We start from the raw sequence: 18,415 nt of genomic DNA, 5'->3' as shown, positions 1-18,415 counted from the left end.
GGACCGGGGTGTCCAACCGAAGCTCGTTCAGCCGGTGGCTTCCTGGAGCGCGGCCCCGAGATCCTTCGCTTCCTCGGCCGAGAGCTCGACGACGAGACGCCCACCGCCCTCGACCGGTACGCGCATCACGAGGCCCCGCCCCTCCTTAGTCACTTCGAGGGGACCATCTCCGGTCCGGGGCTTCATGGCCGCCATAGCGTGCTCCCTCCGTATCAACCGGCGCGCCCGGGTCGCGCTCGCCAAAGCCAACCGGGTAGTAACCATTCTCCCTCATCAGCGAGCGGCCGCGCGCGCGGACCGATCTTTTCACACATCATCGGTGCTGGTATGCGGCTCGCCGGGGTGTCAGACTCGCCAGTCGAACCCCGAGGAACGACAGGAGCAGCAGTGACCACAGAGGACGTTCTTCTGGTGAGCGACAGCACGGACACGCCGGGTGTCCGGACGCTCACGCTGAACCGGCCGCAGGCGTACAACTCCCTCACCGTCGAGTTGAAGGAGCGGCTGCTGGCCGCCCTCCGCGACGCGGCGGCCGACGACGGGGTGCGCGCGGTGGTGCTGACCGGGTCGGGGAAGGCGTTCTGCGCCGGGCAGGACCTGAAGGAGCACGTCGGGTTGCTGCAGGCGAACGACCCGGCGCCGTTGCACACGGTGGCTGAGCACTACAACCCGATCGTCGAGCTGATCACCGGGATGCCGAAGCCGGTGATCGCCGCGGTCAACGGCGCGGCGGCGGGTGCCGGTGCCGCGTTCGCGTACGCCAGCGACATCCGCATCGCGGCTTCGTCGGCGAACTTCCTGATGGCCTTCGCGAACGTCGGGCTGGGTCCGGACTCGGGCGCGTCGTGGACGCTGCAACGCCTCATCGGCCTGGGCCGGGCGACGGAACTGATGTTGCTGGCGCGGAAGGTTTCTTCGGATGAGGCGCTCTCGCTGGGCCTGGTGAGCGAAGTCGTGCCGGACTCAGACTTGGCGGCGCGCGCCGGGGCCATCGCCGCTCGCCTCGCCGCCGGCCCGACGGTCGCCTACGCGAAGATCAAGGAGGTGCTCTCGGTCGCCGCCGAAAGCACCTTGGCCGAGGCGCTGGCCGCGGAAGAATCCGCGCAGGCCGCCCTGGGCGGCACGGCGGACCACGCGGAAGCCGTGGACGCCTTCGTCACCAAGCGCCGCCCCACCTTCCAAGGAAAGTAACCCGCGGCGCGCCTCGTCGCGCCCTCCTCGTGGCGTGAATGTGGCTTTCACAGCGGATTTCGCTGTGAAAGCCACATTCACAGCAGCTACTTGCCGGTCAGGCGGCGTCGGGGTGTTGGATCGCCACGTCGGGGCGTGGGCGATTCCTTGCCGCTTCGTAGGCGGCGCGGAGTTCCGCGATCACCGCATCCGGTGCGGTCTTCAGCCTGCTGGGCACGGTCTGCACGACGACCACCCCCGCCCCGGCGTAACGAGCATTGCGTTCCAGCGTCCCGGCGTAGTCGCTTCGCTGGAAGTGGTGTTCGAAGGAATCGATCTCCCAAGCCAACGCCACCTCGTCGCACCAAAGATCCGGTCTCGCGACGTAACTGCCGCCCGAACGCACGAGCACGGGGTTGCGCAGCGGCGGGGGCAGTCCCGCTCTTCTCCAGATAGCGCCCGCGTGCACCTCGGCGACCGAGCGGACATCTTCGGCCAACGCTTTCAGCACCGTACGAGGTAGCGCGGTGCCACGACGGCTACCAGTTCGCAGTCCGGCCGCGAGCTCTGCCAGCGTGCAGAGCCCGGATTGGCGTGCCTCGATCAGCAACGCCATGACCGCGTCGCGGTCGCGAATCCGCCGCACCCCGTCGAGCAGCGCTCTGGCAGGCGGTGCCGTCGGCACACCGCCCACGATGGTCTTCTCCGGTAGGGACGTGGTGCGCTCGACCAGCACGAAGCCGGGACTGCGGACTTGGCAGTCGGCCGGCACCAGTAGGTGCACTTCGTTGCCCGTCGGTACGCTGCGCATCCCGTAACGGCGAGCTGCCTCGAAGCCGGTCACGAGCCCGACCCCACGAACATGGAGCAAGGCGGCTTCGACGCGTTGTCGTGCGGTCGGCCGCGTTCTGTCCAGGAGCACTATCCCGGGCAGCAGGTACGTCCACGGCCCACCCGGCTGGCAACGCCGGTAGGTGGTGCTCGATGGCACGCCGAGTTCGGCGAGCTTGGCGACGCGGATGACCCCGTGCCTGCTGTGGTCACGCAGGCAGGGTTCGGTTCCCATGTTTGGTTTCATGGTCGCCGATGCTGCTCCGGAGCACCGACACTTTCGGCCCGACGTGCAGTGAATGTGGCTTTCACAGCCGAATCCGCAGTGAAAGCCACATTCACTGCACGGCGGGGCGGCTACGAGGTGGCGCGGAAGCAGGATCGTACGTGGTCGTCGACCATGCCGGTGGCTTGCATCAGGGCGTAGCACGTCGTGGGGCCGACAAAGGCGAAGCCCAGTTTCTTCAGGGTTTTCGCCATCGCCCGTGATTCCGGGGTGATGGCCGGGACGTCTTCCATGGTGGCGGGCCTCGGCGACGACGAAGGGGCGAACGACCACAGCAGTTCGTCCAGGGGCTGGTCCAGCTCCTGGACGGCGCGGGCGTTGCGAATCGTGGCCAGGATTTTGGAGCGGTTCCGGACGATCCCCGCGTCCCCCAGGAGGCGGTCGACGTCGTCGTCATCGAAGGTGGCTACGGCGGCCGGGTCGAAGTCCGCGAAAGCCGCCCGGAAGGCCGGGCGTTTCCGCAGGATGACGATCCACGACAAACCCGACTGGAAGGCCTCCAGGGAAAGCCTTTCGAACAGGGCCTGCGACCCGCGCAGGGTAAATCCCCATTCCTTGTCGTGGTACTCCGCGTAATCCGGCGCCGAATTCCCCCAGGCACACCGCGAAACCCCGTCCGCGCCCACCAAACTCATGAGCCACCCACCGAATAGGACTCCGCGAACCGCGCGAAGCGGTCCAGTGAATACCGCACCCCCAGCGCGAACGCCGGCTTCGCCACCGGCCAGCCCAGCCGGCCCAGCGGCCCCAGCGGCAACTTCAACTGCTCCGACCACACCAGCGTCGACCGGTCGGCCCCCTGCGCGTGCACGTGGAACGACCCCGTCCCCCGCACCACCCGCCCGGTGTGCCGCACCGAGCACCGCACCGGCGGCTCCCAGCCGGTGATCTCCATCGTGTCGGTGAACCCGACGCCCAGAAGACCGGTGAACGCCGACAGCCGCGAGCCCACGCTGCGCCCGTTGCCCGCGGTCACCTCGACGCGCGTGCCGAGCATCCACTCGCCCTGCCGCGCCCAGTCGGTCAGCGCCAGCCAGGTCGTCCCCGCGGGCGCGGCCACGCGCACCGACAGCACCAGCTCCGGCATCAGCCCACGTCCTCGCGGCGGCGGCCCTCCAGCTCCGCCACCCTGGCCCGCAGCGCGTCCAGCTCGTTGCCCGCCCGGCGCAGCACCCAGTCCACTTCGGACATCTTGTACCCGCGCAGGACCAGCTGGAAGCGCACGGCCCGCAGGTCCTCGCCGGTCAGGTCCTCGGCGGGCAACCGGGTCGGCGACGCGCCCGGCGCCAGCGGGGCCAGCTCCTCACCCCGGCCGAAGACGACCGCGGCCAGCAGGAACACCACGGCCGCGACCAGCAGCATGACGACTAGGTAGATCAGCGCGGTGGTCACGCCACGATCGTGACACAGGCCCGCCACGACCGTCGCGCCAGCACGACCAGTCGCGCGCTGATCATCATCGACAGCAGCCCCACCACCGCGCACGGCCAGGACAGCAGCAACAGGCTGGTGTCGATGAACCCGCTCGCGCTGACCAGCGCCACCCGCACCAGCAGGTCCGCCGCCACCGCGGTGGCCGCCACCAGCGAGATCCACCGCCCGGCCCGCGCCGAGCGCGCGTACCGGCAGAGCACCCGCGCCACCAGCAACGCGGCCAGGCCGAGCCCGGCCATGGCGTACCCGGTGTAGTCGGCGGTGCGCGCGAGCGGCCCGTACCAGTCGGGCATGACCACGCCGACGTTGCTCCACGACCCGAAGGTGGTCAGCCTGGTCAGCTCCCACAGCACGTGCATCAGCGGCAACGCCAGCGCCAGCGAGCGCAGCGCCTGCACCCCGGTCGCCAGCCCCAGTTCGGACTGGTAGTCCTCGCGCACCTCGGCGACCGCGCCGAACTCGGTGACCGCGCGCCGCTGCGCCTCCTCCTCCGAGTACCCCGCCGACCGGTAGCTCTCGGTGGCGTCGTCGAGGCTGTCGCGTGCCTCGGCGAGCAGGTCCGACTTGCGCGCGGGCGAGCCGTACAGCGAGCCCGCCAGGTCCTCCAGGTAGCGGTCGATCACGCCTGCGCCGGCCATGCCTGCCCTCCCAGTACCGCGCCGATCACCGTGGTGAACTGCTGCCACTCGGCGCGCTCGGCGGCCAGTGACTTCTGCCCGGCCCTGGTCAGCCGGTAGGTGCGCCGCTTGCGCCCGGACACCACGTCCCACTCGCTGGCGAGGAACCCGGCGCGCTCCAGCCGCCGCAGCGCCGGGTACACCGTGCCGGTGGGCAGGTCGAGCGCCCCGCCGCTGCGGGCCTGCAGCGCCTCGATGATCGCGTACCCGTGCAGCTTGCGGCCGTCCAGCACGGCCAGCAGCAGGGCGTCCAGATGTCCGCGCAACGCGTCCGCCTTCATAGATAGGCACTCTACTGATGCCGGTCTCGGGGAGGTACCGGAGACAACCCTGACTTCTCCCTGAATCCATAAATTTGACCGCTACATGTAGCGTGCCTACATGTAGTCTGCGGAGCCATGGAAGCACTTCCGATCGCGAGACTGCAGTTCGCCACCACCACCTCGTTCCACTTCCTGTTCGTGCTGCTCACGCTGGGACTGGTGACGCTGGTCGCGGTGATGCAGACGCGGTACGCCGTCACCGGCCGCCCGGTGCACCGCCGGATGACGCGGTTCTGGGGCAGGCTCTACGTGGTCAACTACGCACTGGGAATCGCGACCGGAATCGTGATGGAATTCCAGTTCGGGCTGAACTGGAGCGGGTTGTCCACCTATGCCGGGGACATCTTCGGCGCGCCGCTGGCCATCGAGACGCTGGTCGCCTTCTTCCTCGAATCGACCTTTCTCGGGCTGTGGCTGTTCGGCTGGGACCGGATGGGCCGATGGCTGCACCTGACGCTGATCTGGCTGGTCGCGCTGACCGCGTACGCCTCGGCGTTCTGGATCATGGCGGCCAACTCGTTCCTGCAGAACCCGGTCGGCGCCACCGAGGAGAACGGCGTGCTGCGGCTGACCGACTTCGGCGCGCTGCTGACCAACCCGACCTTCGTCGCCGCGCTGCCGCACGTGCTCAGCGCGGCCCTGCTGACCGGCGGGGTCTTCGTGGTCGGCATCAGCGCGTACCACTTCCTCCGGCGCACCGAGGAGGTCGAGTTCTTCCTGCGCTCGATGCGGCTCGGCGTGGTGGTCACGCTGGTCACCGCGCCGGTGGTGTTCGGCTTCGGCACGGCCCAGTTCCCGGCGATCGGCGACCTGCAACCGGACAAGCTCGACGGCGGCGCGGTCGGCCTGCCGCTCGGGCTGATGGTGATGATCGGGCAGTTCTTCGTCTTCGCGAGCTTGATCGCGTTGCCGTTCCTGGCGAAGGCGCGGATCGCGCGGGCGCGGCCGTTGCTGCACCTGATGCTCTGGGGCATCCCGCTGCCGTTCATCGCGGCGATCTGCGGCTGGCTGGTGCGCGAGCTCGGCAGGCAGCCGTGGCTGGTGTACGGCAAGCTGACCACCGCCGACGCCATGTCGGACCTGAGCGCGGGCCAGGTGCTCGCCTCGTTCATCGCGTTCACCGCGCTCTTCGCCGCGCTCGCCGTCGCGGACTGGGTGCTGCTGTCCCGCCTGGCCCGCCGCGGGCCGGAGCCGGAGGTCCAGCCCGCACCCGCTTCGCCCGTCCTGACTGGGGTCTGATCATGGAAATCTTCTTCTGGTGCCTGCTGGGGCTGCTGCTCGCGGGGTACTTCGCGCTCGCCGGTTACGACTACGGCGTCGGCCTGCTGGTGCGCGCCTTCGGCCGAGACGAACCGGAACGCCGCCGCGTGCTCGGCTCGTTCGGGCCGTTCTTCCTGGGCAACGAGGTGTGGCTGGTGGCCGCGGTCGGTCTGCTCTTCGGCGCGTTCCCGCTGCTGGAAGGCAAGGTGTTCAAGCAGAACTACCTGGTCGTGGTGGCCATGTTGCTGGGGCTGATCACGTTCACCGCGGCCGTCCAGTTGCGGAGCAGGCGGCCCGGCGCCGGGCGGGGCGGCTGGGACCTGCTGATCACCGGTGGCGCGCTGGTCACCACCGCTTCGTGGGGCGTGTTCTTCGGGAACCTGGTGCGCGGGCTGCCCGCCACCGGACCGGTCCCGGTCGCCGATCCGTTCTCGTTGCTGTGGGGCTTCGGGTTCGTCGCGTTGTCCGCCTTGCACGGGGCCAACTTCCTGGCCGTGCGCGGTGATGCCGAACTGGCCGCGAAGGGGCGCTACCTGGCCCGGCGGCTGGTCCTGGTGGTGGCGGCGTGGGTGATCACCGTCGCCGGGTGGATGGTGGTGTCCGGGGAGATCATGTCCACTGTGGACCGCACCTGGCCCGCGGTGGCCGTGTTGGCGGCGGCGATAGGGGCGCTGCTGGTGGTGTGGCGGGGATCGCCGAAGGTCGCGCTGGCCGGTTCGATGGTGCTCGCGGTGCTGCCCGTGGTGCTCGTCGGGACGCTGCGGTTCCCACATCTGTTGCTGTCCTTGGACCTTCACGACGCGGCCGCGTCGCCGGGGACGTTGCGGCTGCTCACCTTCGTCGCGGTGCCCGCGCTCGCCGTCGTGGTGCTCGTGCAGTGGCTGACCTGGCGGATGAACCGGCGGCCGGTCGGCGACCGCACGCTGCTGCACTTCTGAGGGGAACGCATGCGCCCGATCGATCCACGCCTGCGCGAGGAACTGCCCGGCTTCGGCCGTTACCTGACCGCACTGGGCGTGCTCGCCGCGGTGACCGCCGCCGCGATCCTGTTCCAGGCGGAACTGCTGGCGACACTGCTCACCGCCCCGGCGGCGGGACCGGCCATCGCGCTCGGCGGCGCGATCCTCGGCCGGGCGGTGCTCACGTGGGCCGGCGGGGCGATCGCCGACCGCTACACCACGACGGTGAAGACCACGCTGCGCAACCGCGTGCTCGCCAGGTCGCTGGGCACGCGGGACGCCGGGCACACGGCCACCCTGGTCACCCGCGGGATCGACGGCGTGCACGGGTACTTCGCCGAGTACCTGCCGAAACTCGTCGCGTCGGTGGTCGTCCCGCTCGCCGTGCTGGCGCGGCTGCTCACCGCGGATCTGGTGGCGGGCCTGACGGTCGCCCTCACGCTGCCGTTGATCCCGGTGTTCGCCGCGCTGGTCGGCGCGCACACCCGCGCCCGCACCGAGCGCCAGTGGCGGCTGCTGTCCACTTTGGGCGGTCACTTCCTGGACGTGGTGACCGGACTGCCCACGCTGAAGGTGTTCGGCCGGGCGAAGGCGCAGGCGGAAACCGTGCGGCGGATGGCTGACGCGCACGCGAACGCGACCATGCGCACGCTGCGCGTCGCCTTCCTGTCCGCGCTGGTGCTGGAACTGGTGGCGACGCTGTCGGTGGCGCTGGTCGCCGTACCGGTCGGACTGCGCCTGCTCGAAGGCGGGATCGCCGCGCAGACCGCACTGGTGATCCTGTTGCTGGCGCCCGAGGCGTACCTGCCCCTGCGCGCGGCGGGCGCCAAGTTCCACGCCAGCGCGGAAGGCCTCACGATTCTGGACGAGGTTCGCGCGTTGCCGCAGCCTCCGGCGAACGGCACCGAGCAACCTGGCGAAGGCGTGATCCACCTGGACGGGGTGACCGTGCGCTACCCCGGCAGGGACCACAATGCACTGTCCAACGTCGACTTGACGATTCGGCCGGGTGAGCGGCTGGCGCTGGTCGGGCCGAGCGGGTCGGGCAAGAGCACCCTGCTCGCCGTGCTGCTCGGCTTCGTCCAGCCCACCGGGGGACGCGTCCTCGTCGACGGCGTCGACCTGCGGGAACTCGACATGGAAGCCTGGCGCGCGAAGCTCGCCTGGGTACCGCAGCAGCCGACGATCTTCCCCGGCGGCCTCGACGACAACATCAGTCTGGGCGCCGACGGGGACACCAAGGCCGCCGCGAAGGCCGCCGAAATCGACTTCACCCGAGCGCAGGGCGTGTCCTCCGGGCAACGCCAGCGCATCGGACTGGCCCGCGCCTTCATGCGACCGCACGCCGGCCTGCTCCTGTTCGACGAACCGACCGCCCACCTGGACACCGGCACGGAAGCCGCGATCCTGCGCACCGCGGCGAAGTTGATCGAAGGGCGGACCGCCGTGCTGGTCGCCCACCGACCGGCGATGACCGCGCTGGCCACCCGGGTGGTCGAACTGCGCCACGGCGTTCTGCGGGAGGAAGCATGCGTTTGAGCAAGCTGCTCTGGGCCGCCCTGCTCGCGACGGCGGCCGAACTGGCCGGGCTCGCGTTGATGGGCATCGCCGCGTGGCTGCTGTTGCGCGCGGCCGAACACCCGCCGATCTCCGCGCTGACCGTGGCGATCGTCGCGGTGCGCACGCTGGCCCTGCTGCGGGGTTCCCTGCGGTACGCCGAACGCCTGGCCGGGCACGAGGTCGTGCTGTCGGCGATCGGCGAGGTCCGGGAACGGGTGTACCGGGCGCTGCTGCCGCACCGCGATCCGCGGTCGTCCGACGCCGACCTGCTCGCCCGCGTGGTGTCCGATGTGGACGCCGTGCAGGACGCCGTGCTGCGCTGCCTGCTGCCCGCCGCGGTCGCCGCGCTGACCGGCACGGTCGCGGTGGTGGTCAGCGCGTTCTTCTCGCTCAACGCCGCTCTCGCGCTCGCTACCGGCCTCGTCCTCGGCGGCGTCCTGCTGCCCTGGTGCTGCGCCCGGTTGACGACCAACGCGGCGAACCGCAGCGCACCGGCGCGGGCGGCCGTCGGCGAACACGCCGTCGACCTGGTGCGCGGTGCGGAAGAACTCCTCGCCTACGGTGCCGAGAAACGCGCGCTGACCAGGGCCGCGGCGGCCGTCGACGAACTCGCGTCGACCGAGCGCACCCGCTGGGTGAACGCGCTCGCGGCGGCGGGGGTGGCGCTGCAACTGGGCACCACGCTGGTGGTCTGCCTGATCGCGGACGTGTCCACCCCGCTGACCGCCGCGCTCGCGCTCGGCACGCTCGCCGCCTTCGAAGTGGTCCTGCCGTTGCCCGCCGCCGCCCAACGCTGGGTCGAGGCCCGCGCGTCCGTGCGACGGCTGCGGGCGTTGCTGGCCGAACCAGCGCCGGAACCGGGCACCGCGGACATTCCCGACGGCCCGATCCACGTGAGGCTGCAAGGCGTCACCGCGCGGGGCTTGGAGCTCGGCGACCTGGATCTGCCACCGGGCAAGCGAATCGCGCTCCTCGGGCCGAGCGGTTCCGGCAAGACCACCGTGCTGCACGTGCTGCTCGGCCTGCTCGCACCGCAGGCGGGCCGGGTCACCGTGAACGGGCGCGACCTCGCCGAATTCGACCCCGCGCAACTACCTCGCCTGGTCAGCGGGGCCACCGCGCACGCGCACGTCTTCCGGTCCAGCGTCAAGGAGAACCTGCTGCTCGCCGCCCCCAATGCGACCGACGAAGAACTCAGCCGCGCCTGCGAGGCCGCGGATCTGGACTGCGACTGGGAACTCGACGCGACCACGCTGTCCGGCGGGCAGCGGCGACGGCTGATGCTGGCGCGCGTGGTACTGGCCCGGCCACGCGTGCTGGTGCTCGACGAACCGACCGAGGGCCTCGACCCGGCCCACGCCCGGCGCGTGCTCGACGGCGTCCTACGGGCGTGCCCCGGGGCGACCGTGGTGCTGGCCACGCACGACCCCGCCGAGGCGAGCGGCTTCGAGCATCGGCGGCCGGTCCGCGACCAGGACCTCGGTGACGTCGGGCAGCCACTCGCCGGAGACCTGCACGAACTGGGTCAGCTCCCCGCCCGCCTGGTCGATGCCGCAGCGCGCGAGCGCGGTGCCGAGGATCTGCCTGGCCATCACGCCCAGCTGCAGCAGTGACCGGTTGCGGTGCTTGCGCACCCCGAGGTTGACCTGCGCGAGCGCGTCGATCCCGTAGCGGGCCTCGGCGTCGAGCAGCAGGCCGATCTCGACGCCGTACCCGGCGGCGAACGGCACCGATTCGAGGAACTCGCGGGTGGCCGCGTACTCACCGCCGAGCGGCTGGACCAGCCCGGCCAGCTGCGGGCGCAGCGCGGACAGCAGCGGGCGCGCGAGCAGTTCGGTGACGCGGCCGCCGCCGGTGCCGATCTCGGTGGTCTCCAGGCGCAGCGGGCGGCGGTAGAAGCCCTTGACCAGGTGCACGCCCGGCGCGGTGAGCAGCGGCCCGAGCAGCGCGGGCACGAACGCCGGGTCGGGGTCGACCAGGTCGGAGTCGAGGTAGACGACCAGGTCGCCGCTGGTGGCCGCGAGCGCGCGCCACAGCACCTCGCCCTTGCCCGGCCACGGTTCGAGGTCCGGGAGCACGTCCTCGCGCCGCACCACCCGCGCGCCCGCGCGGGCGGCGACCTCGGCGGTGTCGTCGGTGGAGCCGGAGTCGAGGACGACCAGTTCGTCGACCAGCGGGCCCACGTGCGGCAGCACCGAGGCGACCACCCCGCCGACCGTCTCGGCCTCGTCCAGCGCGGGCAGCACCACCGAGACCGTGCGGTCGCGCTTCGCCTCGACGAGCTCGCCGACGGACCAGCGCGGGTCCTGCCAGGTCCGGAGACTACTCATGAGTACAGCCTATGGCGCCGAAACCGTTACCCCGCCGAGGCCCCTTCCGGCGGTACCGTCGGCACCGGCATGGACTCTGGATATCGAAGACTGCTGGCCGGTTTCTGCGCGGCATCCCTGCTGACGGGCTGCGGAGCCGGCCCAGCCGCACCCGGCGCGCCGAGCGCCCCACCGGCCACCACCACCCGGCCGCCCGACCCGATGCCGGTCCGCACGCTGCCCGCGCCGAGCGGGCCCGCCTACCGCGCCGCCGCGTTCGTGGCGCAGGGCGTCGCGCAGGGCACCAGCACGCGGTTCCGCGGCAGGCCGGAGACCGCCGGCCGCACCACGCTGGGCGTGGTGCTGCGGATCTCCGACCTGCCCACCGCGGTGACCGGCGACGCCGTGCTCCCGGCGACGGTGCGCTTCCCCAGCACCGGGGCGTGCGCCCCGGTCTCGCTGAGCGACTGCGCCGCGCAGTTCATCGCGTTCGGCAGCTTCGCCCCGGAAACCAAGGCCCGCGCGGATTCCGACGTCCTGCGTGAAGGGGCGGCCTCGGCGTCGGAGACCCAGTTGCGCGAAGGCGTCGCGTACTACGTGTCCGCCTACGCCGACGTGCCCGCGCAGATCGACCTCAGCCGGACCGAGATCTGCTTCGGCGAGGAGAACTCCTGCCTACCGGTGGCCGGGCTGCCGAACATCTATCACTTCGGGGTCTGACCGCTCCACTTGTCGACCACGACGCCGTTGTGCGAGGCGAAGATCTCCAGCAGCACCCGCGGATCCGGGTCGACCGACACCATTTCGCGGTGCTGCGCGCGCAGGAAGCCCTCGTCCACCATGTGGTCGACGAACTTCCGCAGCGGCTCGAAGTACCCGGCCACGTCCACCAGGCCCAGCGGCTTCGCGTGCAGGCCCAGCTGCGCCCAGGTCCACACCTCGAACAGCTCCTCCAGCGTGCCCGCGCCGCCCGGCAGCGCCAGGAACGCGTCGGACAGCTCGGCCATCATCGCCTTGCGCTCGTGCATCGTGTCGACCACGTGCAGTTCGGTCAGCCCGTGGTGGCCGACCTCGGCGCTCATCAGGTGCCCGGGGATCACCCCGATCACCTCACCGCCCGCCGCCAGCGCGGCGTCGGCGACCACGCCCATGGTGCCCACGCTCGCCCCGCCGTAGACCAGCCCGATCCCGCGCTCGGCCAGCAGTTTCCCCAGTGCGGCCGCCTGCTCGGTGTAGACCGGGCTGTTGCCGGGCGACGAGCCGCAGAACACGCAGACCCGCTTCACTAGTGGGCTTCCTCCCATGCCTTGTACGCCTCCTGGACCACCGCCACCGCGTCGTCGACGTCGTCGGTGACGTGCAGCAGGTCCAGATCCTTCTGCCCGATCTTGCCCTCGCGCAACAGGGTTTTCGCGATCCAGTCGTAGAGGCCGCCCCAGTACTCGCTGCCGAAGAGGACCACCGGGAACTTGGTCACCTTCTTGGTCTGCACCAGGGTGAGCGCCTCGAACAGCTCGTCCAGCGTGCCGAAGCCGCCGGGCAGGCAGATGAAGGCCTGGGAGTACTTGATGAACATGGTCTTGCGGGTGAAGAAGTACCGGAAGTTCACGCCGAGGTCGACCCACGGGTTCAGGCCCTGCTCGAACGGCAGCTCGATGCCGAGGCCGATGGAGAACCCGCCCGCCTCGGAGGCACCGCGGTTGACCGCCTCCATCGCGCCGGGCCCGCCACCGGTGATGGTGGCGAACCCGGCGTTGGCCAGCGCCCCACCGATCTTGCGGCCGAGTTCGTACTCGGGGTGCTCGCGGGGCGTGCGTGCCGAGCCGAACACGGTCACCGCGCGCGGTACCTCGGCCAGCGCGCCGAAGCCCTCGACGAACTCGGCCTGGATGCGCAGCACCCGCCACGGGTCGGTGTGCACCCAGTCGGACGGGCCGCGCGAGTCCAGCAGCCGCTGATCGGTGGTGGTGGCCTCGGTGCGCCGTTCGCGTCGCAGGACGACCGGGCCGCGGTGCTTCTCCGGCGGGTGCTCCGGGTACTGCTCGCCGGGCACCGCTGCGTTTTGCTCAGTCACCGAACCGAGCTTACGGACTCAGGGTGAAGCCCAGCAGCGCGGTGGAAGTGAAGTCGATGGCCGGTTCGGAACTCGGCCATGAACTCAGGTCGTCGAAGAAGCGGGTGTCCGGGGTGTCGAAGGCGGCGAGCGGTTTGCTGCACGCGGTGGCGCCGTCCGGCGGGGTCAGCCCGTCGAAGTTCGCCGTGCCATTCGGCCCGTTGACCACCGCCCCGTGGAGGATTCGCGCACCCGGCTCGGTGCTCCCGGCCAAATTCGCCACCTGGTGGTGGGGGCAGTTCGGGTACCGGCTCCCGGCGCCGACCACCAGCGAGATGCCCCACGCGTTGGCGCCGAGCGCGAAGTTCCGCTGCTGCGTGCCGAAGGCGTCGTAGGCGCCGTCGCCGGTGACCCCGCGGTAGAGCCGGGCCGTGGCCGCGAAGCCGAAGCTCTTGGTGGCCGCGTCGAACTGGGTCAGGTCGACCGCCGTGCGGAACGGGCTGGTTTTGGCCCCGGCGACGCCCTCGTCCAGTTGCCGCCGCAGGTCGGCGACCAGTTCACCGCGGGCGTGCGGCGCGAGCCTGGCGAGGTCGGCGTGCGCGAGCGCGCTGGTGTCGTACAGGTTCAGCGTGCCCCGTTCGTCCCCGCCGATGTACTCGCGTGCCCAGTGCACGGCCTGCTCGGTCCACTCCTTGGCACGCCGGTCGCCGAGGCGCTGCCCGGCCAGCGCGAGCTGCGTGGCCCCCAGCTCCAGGTCGTCGCGCCAGGAGGACTCGGGGTAGTAGGAGTGCGGGAAGGCGGTGACCAGCTCGCCGACCCCGGTGGTCTTGGCCTTGGCGAAGATCGACGCGGCTTCGTCGAGGTACTTCCGCGCCAGGTTCTTGTCACGCTCGACCTGGGCGCCGAGTGCGAAGGCCGCGGCCACGCGACCGGCCAGGTTCGGGCTGACCGGCTCACCGGGTGCGTTCGCCGGGAAGACCGGGCGGTGCTTGACGTAGTACTCGGGATGGCCCGGCTCCACCTGGCGCGCGTCGTCGGCCTCGGGCAGGCGCCAGACGTCGTGGTCGCCGAGGAAGCCGAACTTCTCGCTGCCGGTGCCGATACCGACCTGCGCGTAGAGCACGCCGGTCCGGGCGTCCCACATCTTGTCCAGCCACCGGAGGCCGAACCGGACCTCGTCGGCGAGCGCGCGGTCGTACCGCGTGCGCAGGGCGTAGCCCATCTCGGCCAGTGAGTACGCGGAGTTGGAGGTGAACTTGACGTAGTCGCCGGCGTCGGCCCAGCCGCCCTCGACGTCGATCGGCCCACCGATCGGCTTCAGCGGGGCCAGGATCTCGTCGCCGAAGTCACCCCCGAACTCGGGCGCGGCGTAGATGGTGGCCTTCCGGTCCGCGAGGTGCGCGGGCTTGCGGTTGAGCCGCCCGGGGATGACGTGCTCGCCATCGCGCTGGGCCTGGAAGAACTCGTTGTTCGCGCGGGCGAGCGGGGTGAAGAGCCCGGCGTCGATCCGGAACTCCGGTGAGGTCGCTTCGCCCACCTTCAGGCGGTAGGTGCCCGGCTTCTTGACCGCGCTGAAGTCAAGCTGGTGCACGGCGGGATAAGCGGCGTTCCAGGCTCCGGCGGCGGCCGGGGTCTTGCCGGTGTGCACCGTCTTGCCGCGCGCGTCGACCACGCGGAACGGGGTGCCTTCGGCGGGTGCTTTCCCCAGCAGGTAGCCGATCTTGGTCTCGGCGGGCCCGTAGCCGACCTGGTCCACGCGCAGCTCGCCGGGGGCGGGCGCGGCGATGGCCGGGGCGGCGGGCGACAACAGCAGGACGGTGAGCAGCGCGAGCGCGGATCGTCTCACGGTTTCCCCTTTTCCGGCGGCGGGAAATAGATAGGAAACTTTCTTAACTGTTCTCCAGCAGAGTGAGAAGGTAGCGCCCGCCAGCGCCGATCGTCAACGGCCGTCAGCCCAGGAAGGTCCGGAGCACCTTGGTCACCTGGGTGATGTCGGCAACCGCCACGTTCTCCTGCTGCGTGTGCGCCAACGCCGGATCCCCCGGCCCGAAGTTCACCGCCGCCATGCCCAGCGCCGAGAACCGCGCCACGTCCGTCCAGCCCAGCTTCGCCACCGGCTGCCCGCCCGCGGCCTGGACCAGCTCGACCGCGGCCGGCGCGTCCAGCCCGGGCAGCGCCCCCGGCGAAATGTCCACAACGGACAGGTCGAACCCGTCGAACACCTCGCGCAGGTGCTGTTCGGCCTGCGCGGGCGAGCGGTCGGGGGCGAACCGGTGGTTGATCTCCAGCACCGCCTCGTCCGGCACCACGTTGCCCGCCACCCCGCCGTGCACGCGGACCGCCTGCAGGCCCTCGCGATAGGTCAGGCCGTCGATCTTCGGCGTGCGCGGCTGGTACTCGGCCAGCCGGCGCAGCGGTTCGACCAGCCCGTGGATCGCGTTCGAGCCGCGCCACGCCCGCGCGGTGTGCGCCCGCTGCCCGCTCACCTTCAGCCGGACCCGCATGGTGCCCTGGCAGCCCGCCTCGATCACCGCGTTCGACGGCTCGCCGACGATCGCCAGGTCCGCACGCAGCCAGTCCGGCAGCTCCCGCTCGATGCGGCCGAGCCCGTTGCGCGCGGCGTCGACCTCCTCGCAGTCGTAGAAGACGAAGGTCACGTCGTGCTTCGGCTCGGTGATCGCCGCGGCGAGGTGCAGGAAGACCGCGTCGCCGCCCTTCATGTCCACTGTGCCCAGTCCGTGCAGGTGCCCGCCCTCGCGGCGGACCGGCAGGTTGTCGTTGACCGGCACGGTGTCGAGGTGCCCGGCCAGGATCACCCGGCTCGCCCGGCCGAGGTTCGTGCGCGCGAGCACCGCGTCGCCGTTGCGGACCACTTCGAGGTGCGGGGCGTCCGCGCGCAGCGCCGCCTCCACCGCGTCGGCGAGCTCCGCCTCCTGCCCGGACTCGCTGGGCACGTCCACCAGTGCGGCGGTCAGGTCGATCGGGTCGGCACGCAGGTCCAAAGCCATGGCCGCAACCTACTGCGTCGTCCGCACGGGGGACGACCCCCGGACCCCCGACCCGCCGAAGTACGGTGACCAGGTGCGCATCCGCCATTTCCCCCTCGCACTGATCGCGGCCGGTTCGCTGGCCCTGGCTGGCTGCGGTGGTGACGACCCGGCGCCCGCCCAGCCGAAGCCGGGCGAAGTGAGCCCGGAGGCGCTGCTCACCAAGGCCACCGCGCTCACCGCGGACCCCTGCTTCACCGAACCGGAGAAGCAGCGGTTCTGGCTGTGCGAGAAGTACGTCACGCAACTCGGCAGCTTCACCGGAACGGTGAACAAGCTCGCCGAGACCTTCGTCGCTCTCCGTGAACCCGGCCAGCAGCTGCGCACCGGCATCGACAACTACCGAGGCGCAGGTTGTGAGGCGGAAAGCGCCCCGGACGCGGCCATCTGCTTACGCCAGCTGGACCAGTTGGCGGCCGGTTTGGACACTGTCCGCACACGGTTGCGCGAAGCGCCCACGGCGACAGGGTGACCCTGGCTCGGTTACCGTCTCAGCCGTGACCGAGAACCCTTCACCCGAGACCACCGGGGCCAGCGGCGTCGGGCTGGCCACCATCAGCACCGACGGTGTGGTGCTGGACACCTGGTACCCCCAGCCGAAGCTGGCGGACGCGGGCAACGGCGGCGGCACCGAGCGGCTTTCGCGGGAAGAAGCCGTCGACGCCCTCGGCGAGGCCGCGGCCGCACTGCTCGGTGAGGACACCGATCGCGGCGTCGAGGTGGTCGCCGTGCGCACCCGGATCGGCAGCCTCGCCGACGCCCCGGCCGACGCGCACGACGTCTACCTCCGCCTGCACCTGCTCTCGCACCGCCTGGTCCGCCCGCACGGGCAGAACCTGGACGGCATCTTCGGCCTGCTCGCCAACGTGGTGTGGACCAACCACGGCCCGTGCCCGGTGGAGGGCTTCGAGGCCACCCGGCTGCGGCTGCGCGCCCGCGGCGCGGTGACCGTCTACGGCGTGGACAAGTTCCCGCGCATGGTCGACTACGTCACCCCGTCCGGCGTCCGGATCGCCGACGCCGACCGCGCCCGCCTCGGCGCGCACCTGGCCACCGGCACCACGGTGATGCACGAGGGTTTCGTGAACTACAACGCCGGCACGCTCGGCGCCTCCATGGTCGAGGGCCGCATCTCCGCCGGCGTGGTGGTCGGCGACGGCAGCGACGTCGGCGGCGGCGCGTCGATCATGGGCACGCTCTCCGGTGGTGGCAAGGAGGTCATCTCGATCGGCGAGCGCTGCCTGATCGGGGCGAACGGCGGCATCGGCATCTCGCTCGGCGACGATTCGGTGGTCGAGGCCGGGCTGTACGTCACCGCGGGCACGAAGGTGGTCGTGGACGGCAAGACGGTGAAGGCGCGGGAACTGTCCGGCATCTCGGGCGCGCTGTTCCGCCGGAACTCGGCCAACGGCGCGGTGGAAGTGGTGCCCCGCACCGGCTCCGGCATCGAGCTGAACGCTGCGCTGCACGCCAACTGACCCCGATTGGATCAACGGTGTTCACCTACCATTAACCAGGTGAGCACCGTGACGGAACCACCCCGGCCCCAGGTCAGGACCGCGGCCGACCTCGGTCTGCCGCCGAATCCGCCCAAGGCCGGGCCGGACGACCCGCCGGTGGCGCACGTGCGCACCAAGCTCGACCGGCAGCTGCGCGCGGTGCTCGAGCACGAGCCGGGCACCCGCGCGGGCACCGATCCCGAGCACCTGCACCAGCTCCGGGTGGCGATCCGGCGGATGCGCAGCGTGCTGAAGGTCTCCGGCGGCCTGCTCGGGCCGACCGCCGAGGAGGTGCGCGCCGAGCTGGGCTGGCTCGGCAACGCCCTCGGCGAGGTGCGGGACTTCGACGTGCTGATCGAGCACCTGCGCGAGGTGGTCGCCGAGTTCGAAACCACCGACCAGCTCGCGGCGCGGCAGCTGGTGGCCCGGTTCGTCGCGCAGCGCGGCCAGGCGAAGCGGCGGATGACCAGGGTGCTCAACAGCAGCCGGTACGCCACCGTGCTGACGATGACCGCCCAGCTCTCGCGGACCGCCGAGGTGGAGCCCGTGGAGTCCGATGTGGACGTTCCGGCGAAGCGCGAGGAGGTGGATCTGGTCGGCGCGCTGAAGAAGCCGTACCGGAAGCTGGCCAAGGCGGTGGCCGCGCTGGGCGAGAACCCGCCGAACGACGACCTGCACGCGCTGCGCATCCACGGCAAGCGCCTGCGGTACGCCGGTGAGCTGGCGAAACCGGCCGCGCCGGACAAGGCCGCGAAGCAGGCGATCAAGGTGCTGGTGAAGGCCGCCGAGCGGCTGCAGACCGTGCTCGGCGACCACCAGGACGCAGTGGTCGCCGCGGAGCGCGTGCGCGCGCTGGCCGCCGACGTGGACCCGGCGGTCGCCTTCATCGCCGGGCGCATCGTGGAACGCGAGCAGCTGCGCTGCGCGGTGGCGCGCTCGGTCTGGCCGGAGGTGGTCGCCGAAATCGACGACGCCGCCGCGGTCCTGCTGCGCAAGCGCTGACGAGA

The 18,415-nt window shown here is 71.3% G+C and carries 20 protein-coding genes and 1 pseudogene; 9 read left to right on the top strand and 12 right to left on the bottom strand.

Annotation, left to right across the window (positions count from 1 at the left end; translation table 11 throughout):
- Window positions 1-27 precede the first annotated feature (27 nt).
- Window positions 28-195: a DUF3117 domain-containing protein gene (locus JYK18_RS17555; protein ID WP_113698116.1), complete on the bottom strand. Its 168-nt coding sequence runs from the start codon at window positions 193-195 to the stop codon at window positions 28-30.
- A gap of 192 nt (window positions 196-387) precedes the next feature.
- Between JYK18_RS17555 and JYK18_RS17550 the strand changes: the two genes are divergently transcribed.
- A complete protein-coding gene (locus JYK18_RS17550) occupies window positions 388-1,191 on the top strand; it encodes an enoyl-CoA hydratase-related protein (RefSeq protein WP_206803060.1) in 804 nt (267 codons plus the stop codon).
- 97 nt (window positions 1,192-1,288) lie between these two features.
- Here JYK18_RS17550 and JYK18_RS17545 read toward each other — a convergent pair whose 3' ends face one another.
- The 6 genes from JYK18_RS17545 to JYK18_RS17520 all read right to left on the bottom strand — a co-directional run bounded on the left by JYK18_RS17545 (window position 1,289) and on the right by JYK18_RS17520 (window position 4,679).
- A complete protein-coding gene (locus tag JYK18_RS17545; RefSeq protein WP_206803059.1) occupies window positions 1,289-2,236 on the bottom strand; it encodes a hypothetical protein in 948 nt (315 codons plus the stop codon).
- Window positions 2,237-2,358: 122 nt separating this feature from the next.
- A complete protein-coding gene (locus tag JYK18_RS17540; RefSeq protein ID WP_206803058.1) occupies window positions 2,359-2,922 on the bottom strand; it encodes a DNA-3-methyladenine glycosylase I in 564 nt (187 codons plus the stop codon).
- Window positions 2,919-3,374: an SRPBCC family protein gene (locus JYK18_RS17535; RefSeq protein ID WP_206803057.1), complete on the bottom strand. Its 456-nt coding sequence runs from the start codon at window positions 3,372-3,374 to the stop codon at window positions 2,919-2,921. The genes JYK18_RS17540 and JYK18_RS17535 overlap by 4 nt, the downstream gene beginning before the upstream one ends.
- On the bottom strand, window positions 3,374-3,679 hold the full coding sequence (locus tag JYK18_RS17530) for a DivIVA domain-containing protein (protein ID WP_206803056.1): 306 nt from the start codon (window positions 3,677-3,679) through the stop codon (window positions 3,374-3,376). The genes JYK18_RS17535 and JYK18_RS17530 overlap by 1 nt, the downstream gene beginning before the upstream one ends.
- The gene (locus tag JYK18_RS17525) at window positions 3,676-4,359 is read right to left on the bottom strand and encodes a permease prefix domain 1-containing protein (protein ID WP_206803055.1); all 684 of its coding nucleotides are present in this window, start codon (window positions 4,357-4,359) and stop codon (window positions 3,676-3,678) included. The genes JYK18_RS17530 and JYK18_RS17525 overlap by 4 nt, the downstream gene beginning before the upstream one ends.
- Complete coding sequence (locus tag JYK18_RS17520; protein ID WP_206803054.1) at window positions 4,341-4,679, bottom strand: helix-turn-helix transcriptional regulator; 339 nt, start codon at window positions 4,677-4,679, stop codon at window positions 4,341-4,343. Before JYK18_RS17520 ends, JYK18_RS17525 begins: the two co-directional genes overlap by 19 nt.
- 117 nt (window positions 4,680-4,796) lie before the next feature.
- On the opposite strand from JYK18_RS17520, the gene JYK18_RS17515 reads away from it, so the two are divergent.
- From JYK18_RS17515 to cydC, 4 genes and pseudogenes are all read left to right on the top strand, one after another.
- Window positions 4,797-5,960 carry a cytochrome ubiquinol oxidase subunit I gene (locus JYK18_RS17515; protein ID WP_206803053.1) on the top strand — a complete coding sequence of 388 codons (1,164 nt, stop codon included), beginning with the start codon at window positions 4,797-4,799 and terminating at the stop codon, window positions 5,958-5,960.
- A 2-nt stretch (window positions 5,961-5,962) separates the two neighbouring features.
- Window positions 5,963-6,919, top strand: a complete 957-nt coding sequence (locus JYK18_RS17510) for a cytochrome d ubiquinol oxidase subunit II (protein ID WP_206803052.1) — start codon at window positions 5,963-5,965, stop codon at window positions 6,917-6,919.
- Between the two features lie 9 nt (window positions 6,920-6,928).
- Complete coding sequence (cydD, locus tag JYK18_RS17505) at window positions 6,929-8,479, top strand: thiol reductant ABC exporter subunit CydD (RefSeq protein WP_206803051.1); 1,551 nt, start codon at window positions 6,929-6,931, stop codon at window positions 8,477-8,479.
- Window positions 8,470-9,873, top strand: a pseudogene (gene cydC, locus JYK18_RS17500) (thiol reductant ABC exporter subunit CydC); the annotation flags it as partial. The gene cydD and the pseudogene cydC, both read left to right, overlap by 10 nt.
- Before the next feature lie 9 nt (window positions 9,874-9,882).
- Here cydC and JYK18_RS17495 read toward each other — a convergent pair.
- Entirely contained in the window at window positions 9,883-10,830 is a 948-nt protein-coding gene (locus JYK18_RS17495; RefSeq protein WP_206803050.1) for a glucosyl-3-phosphoglycerate synthase, read from the bottom strand.
- A 69-nt stretch (window positions 10,831-10,899) separates the two neighbouring features.
- On the opposite strand from JYK18_RS17495, the gene JYK18_RS17490 reads away from it, so the two are divergent.
- Window positions 10,900-11,529, top strand: a complete 630-nt coding sequence (locus JYK18_RS17490; RefSeq protein ID WP_206803049.1) for a hypothetical protein — start codon at window positions 10,900-10,902, stop codon at window positions 11,527-11,529.
- Here the strand turns inward: JYK18_RS17490 and JYK18_RS17485 are convergent.
- The 4 genes from JYK18_RS17485 to dapE form a co-directional block, all read right to left on the bottom strand.
- Window positions 11,514-12,095 carry a TIGR00730 family Rossman fold protein gene (locus tag JYK18_RS17485; RefSeq protein WP_206803048.1) on the bottom strand — a complete coding sequence of 194 codons (582 nt, stop codon included), beginning with the start codon at window positions 12,093-12,095 and terminating at the stop codon, window positions 11,514-11,516. The two genes, JYK18_RS17490 and JYK18_RS17485, sit on opposite strands and share 16 nt — an antisense overlap.
- The gene (locus JYK18_RS17480; RefSeq protein WP_374195028.1) at window positions 12,095-12,883 is read right to left on the bottom strand and encodes a TIGR00730 family Rossman fold protein; all 789 of its coding nucleotides are present in this window, start codon (window positions 12,881-12,883) and stop codon (window positions 12,095-12,097) included. Before JYK18_RS17480 ends, JYK18_RS17485 begins: the two co-directional genes overlap by 1 nt.
- 10 nt (window positions 12,884-12,893) lie before the next feature.
- Window positions 12,894-14,708 (bottom strand): glycoside hydrolase family 9 protein, encoded by a 1,815-nt coding sequence (locus JYK18_RS17475; RefSeq protein ID WP_206803047.1) that lies wholly within the window; start codon window positions 14,706-14,708, stop codon window positions 12,894-12,896.
- Between the two features lie 103 nt (window positions 14,709-14,811).
- The gene (gene dapE / locus JYK18_RS17470; RefSeq protein WP_206803046.1) at window positions 14,812-15,870 is read right to left on the bottom strand and encodes a succinyl-diaminopimelate desuccinylase; all 1,059 of its coding nucleotides are present in this window, start codon (window positions 15,868-15,870) and stop codon (window positions 14,812-14,814) included.
- Here dapE and JYK18_RS17465 point away from each other — a divergent pair.
- The 3 genes from JYK18_RS17465 to JYK18_RS17455 are packed head-to-tail and all read left to right on the top strand — an operon-like array spanning window position 15,869 to window position 18,410.
- The gene (locus JYK18_RS17465) at window positions 15,869-16,381 is read left to right on the top strand and encodes a hypothetical protein (protein WP_206803045.1); all 513 of its coding nucleotides are present in this window, start codon (window positions 15,869-15,871) and stop codon (window positions 16,379-16,381) included. The genes dapE and JYK18_RS17465 overlap by 2 nt on opposite strands.
- A 25-nt stretch (window positions 16,382-16,406) precedes the next feature.
- Window positions 16,407-17,387, top strand: coding sequence for a 2,3,4,5-tetrahydropyridine-2,6-dicarboxylate N-succinyltransferase (gene dapD / locus JYK18_RS17460; protein WP_206803044.1), 981 nt, complete (start codon window positions 16,407-16,409; stop codon window positions 17,385-17,387).
- A gap of 39 nt (window positions 17,388-17,426) precedes the next feature.
- On the top strand, window positions 17,427-18,410 hold the full coding sequence (locus tag JYK18_RS17455) for a CHAD domain-containing protein (RefSeq protein ID WP_307795935.1): 984 nt from the start codon (window positions 17,427-17,429) through the stop codon (window positions 18,408-18,410).
- Window positions 18,411-18,415 lie beyond the last annotated feature (5 nt).

Source organism: Amycolatopsis sp. 195334CR, assembly GCF_017309385.1.
In the GTDB taxonomy this organism is placed as follows: Bacteria; Actinomycetota; Actinomycetes; order Mycobacteriales; family Pseudonocardiaceae; genus Amycolatopsis.
Note: the sequence above shows the minus strand (reverse complement) of the source record. Positions and strands in the feature narration are given on the sequence as shown.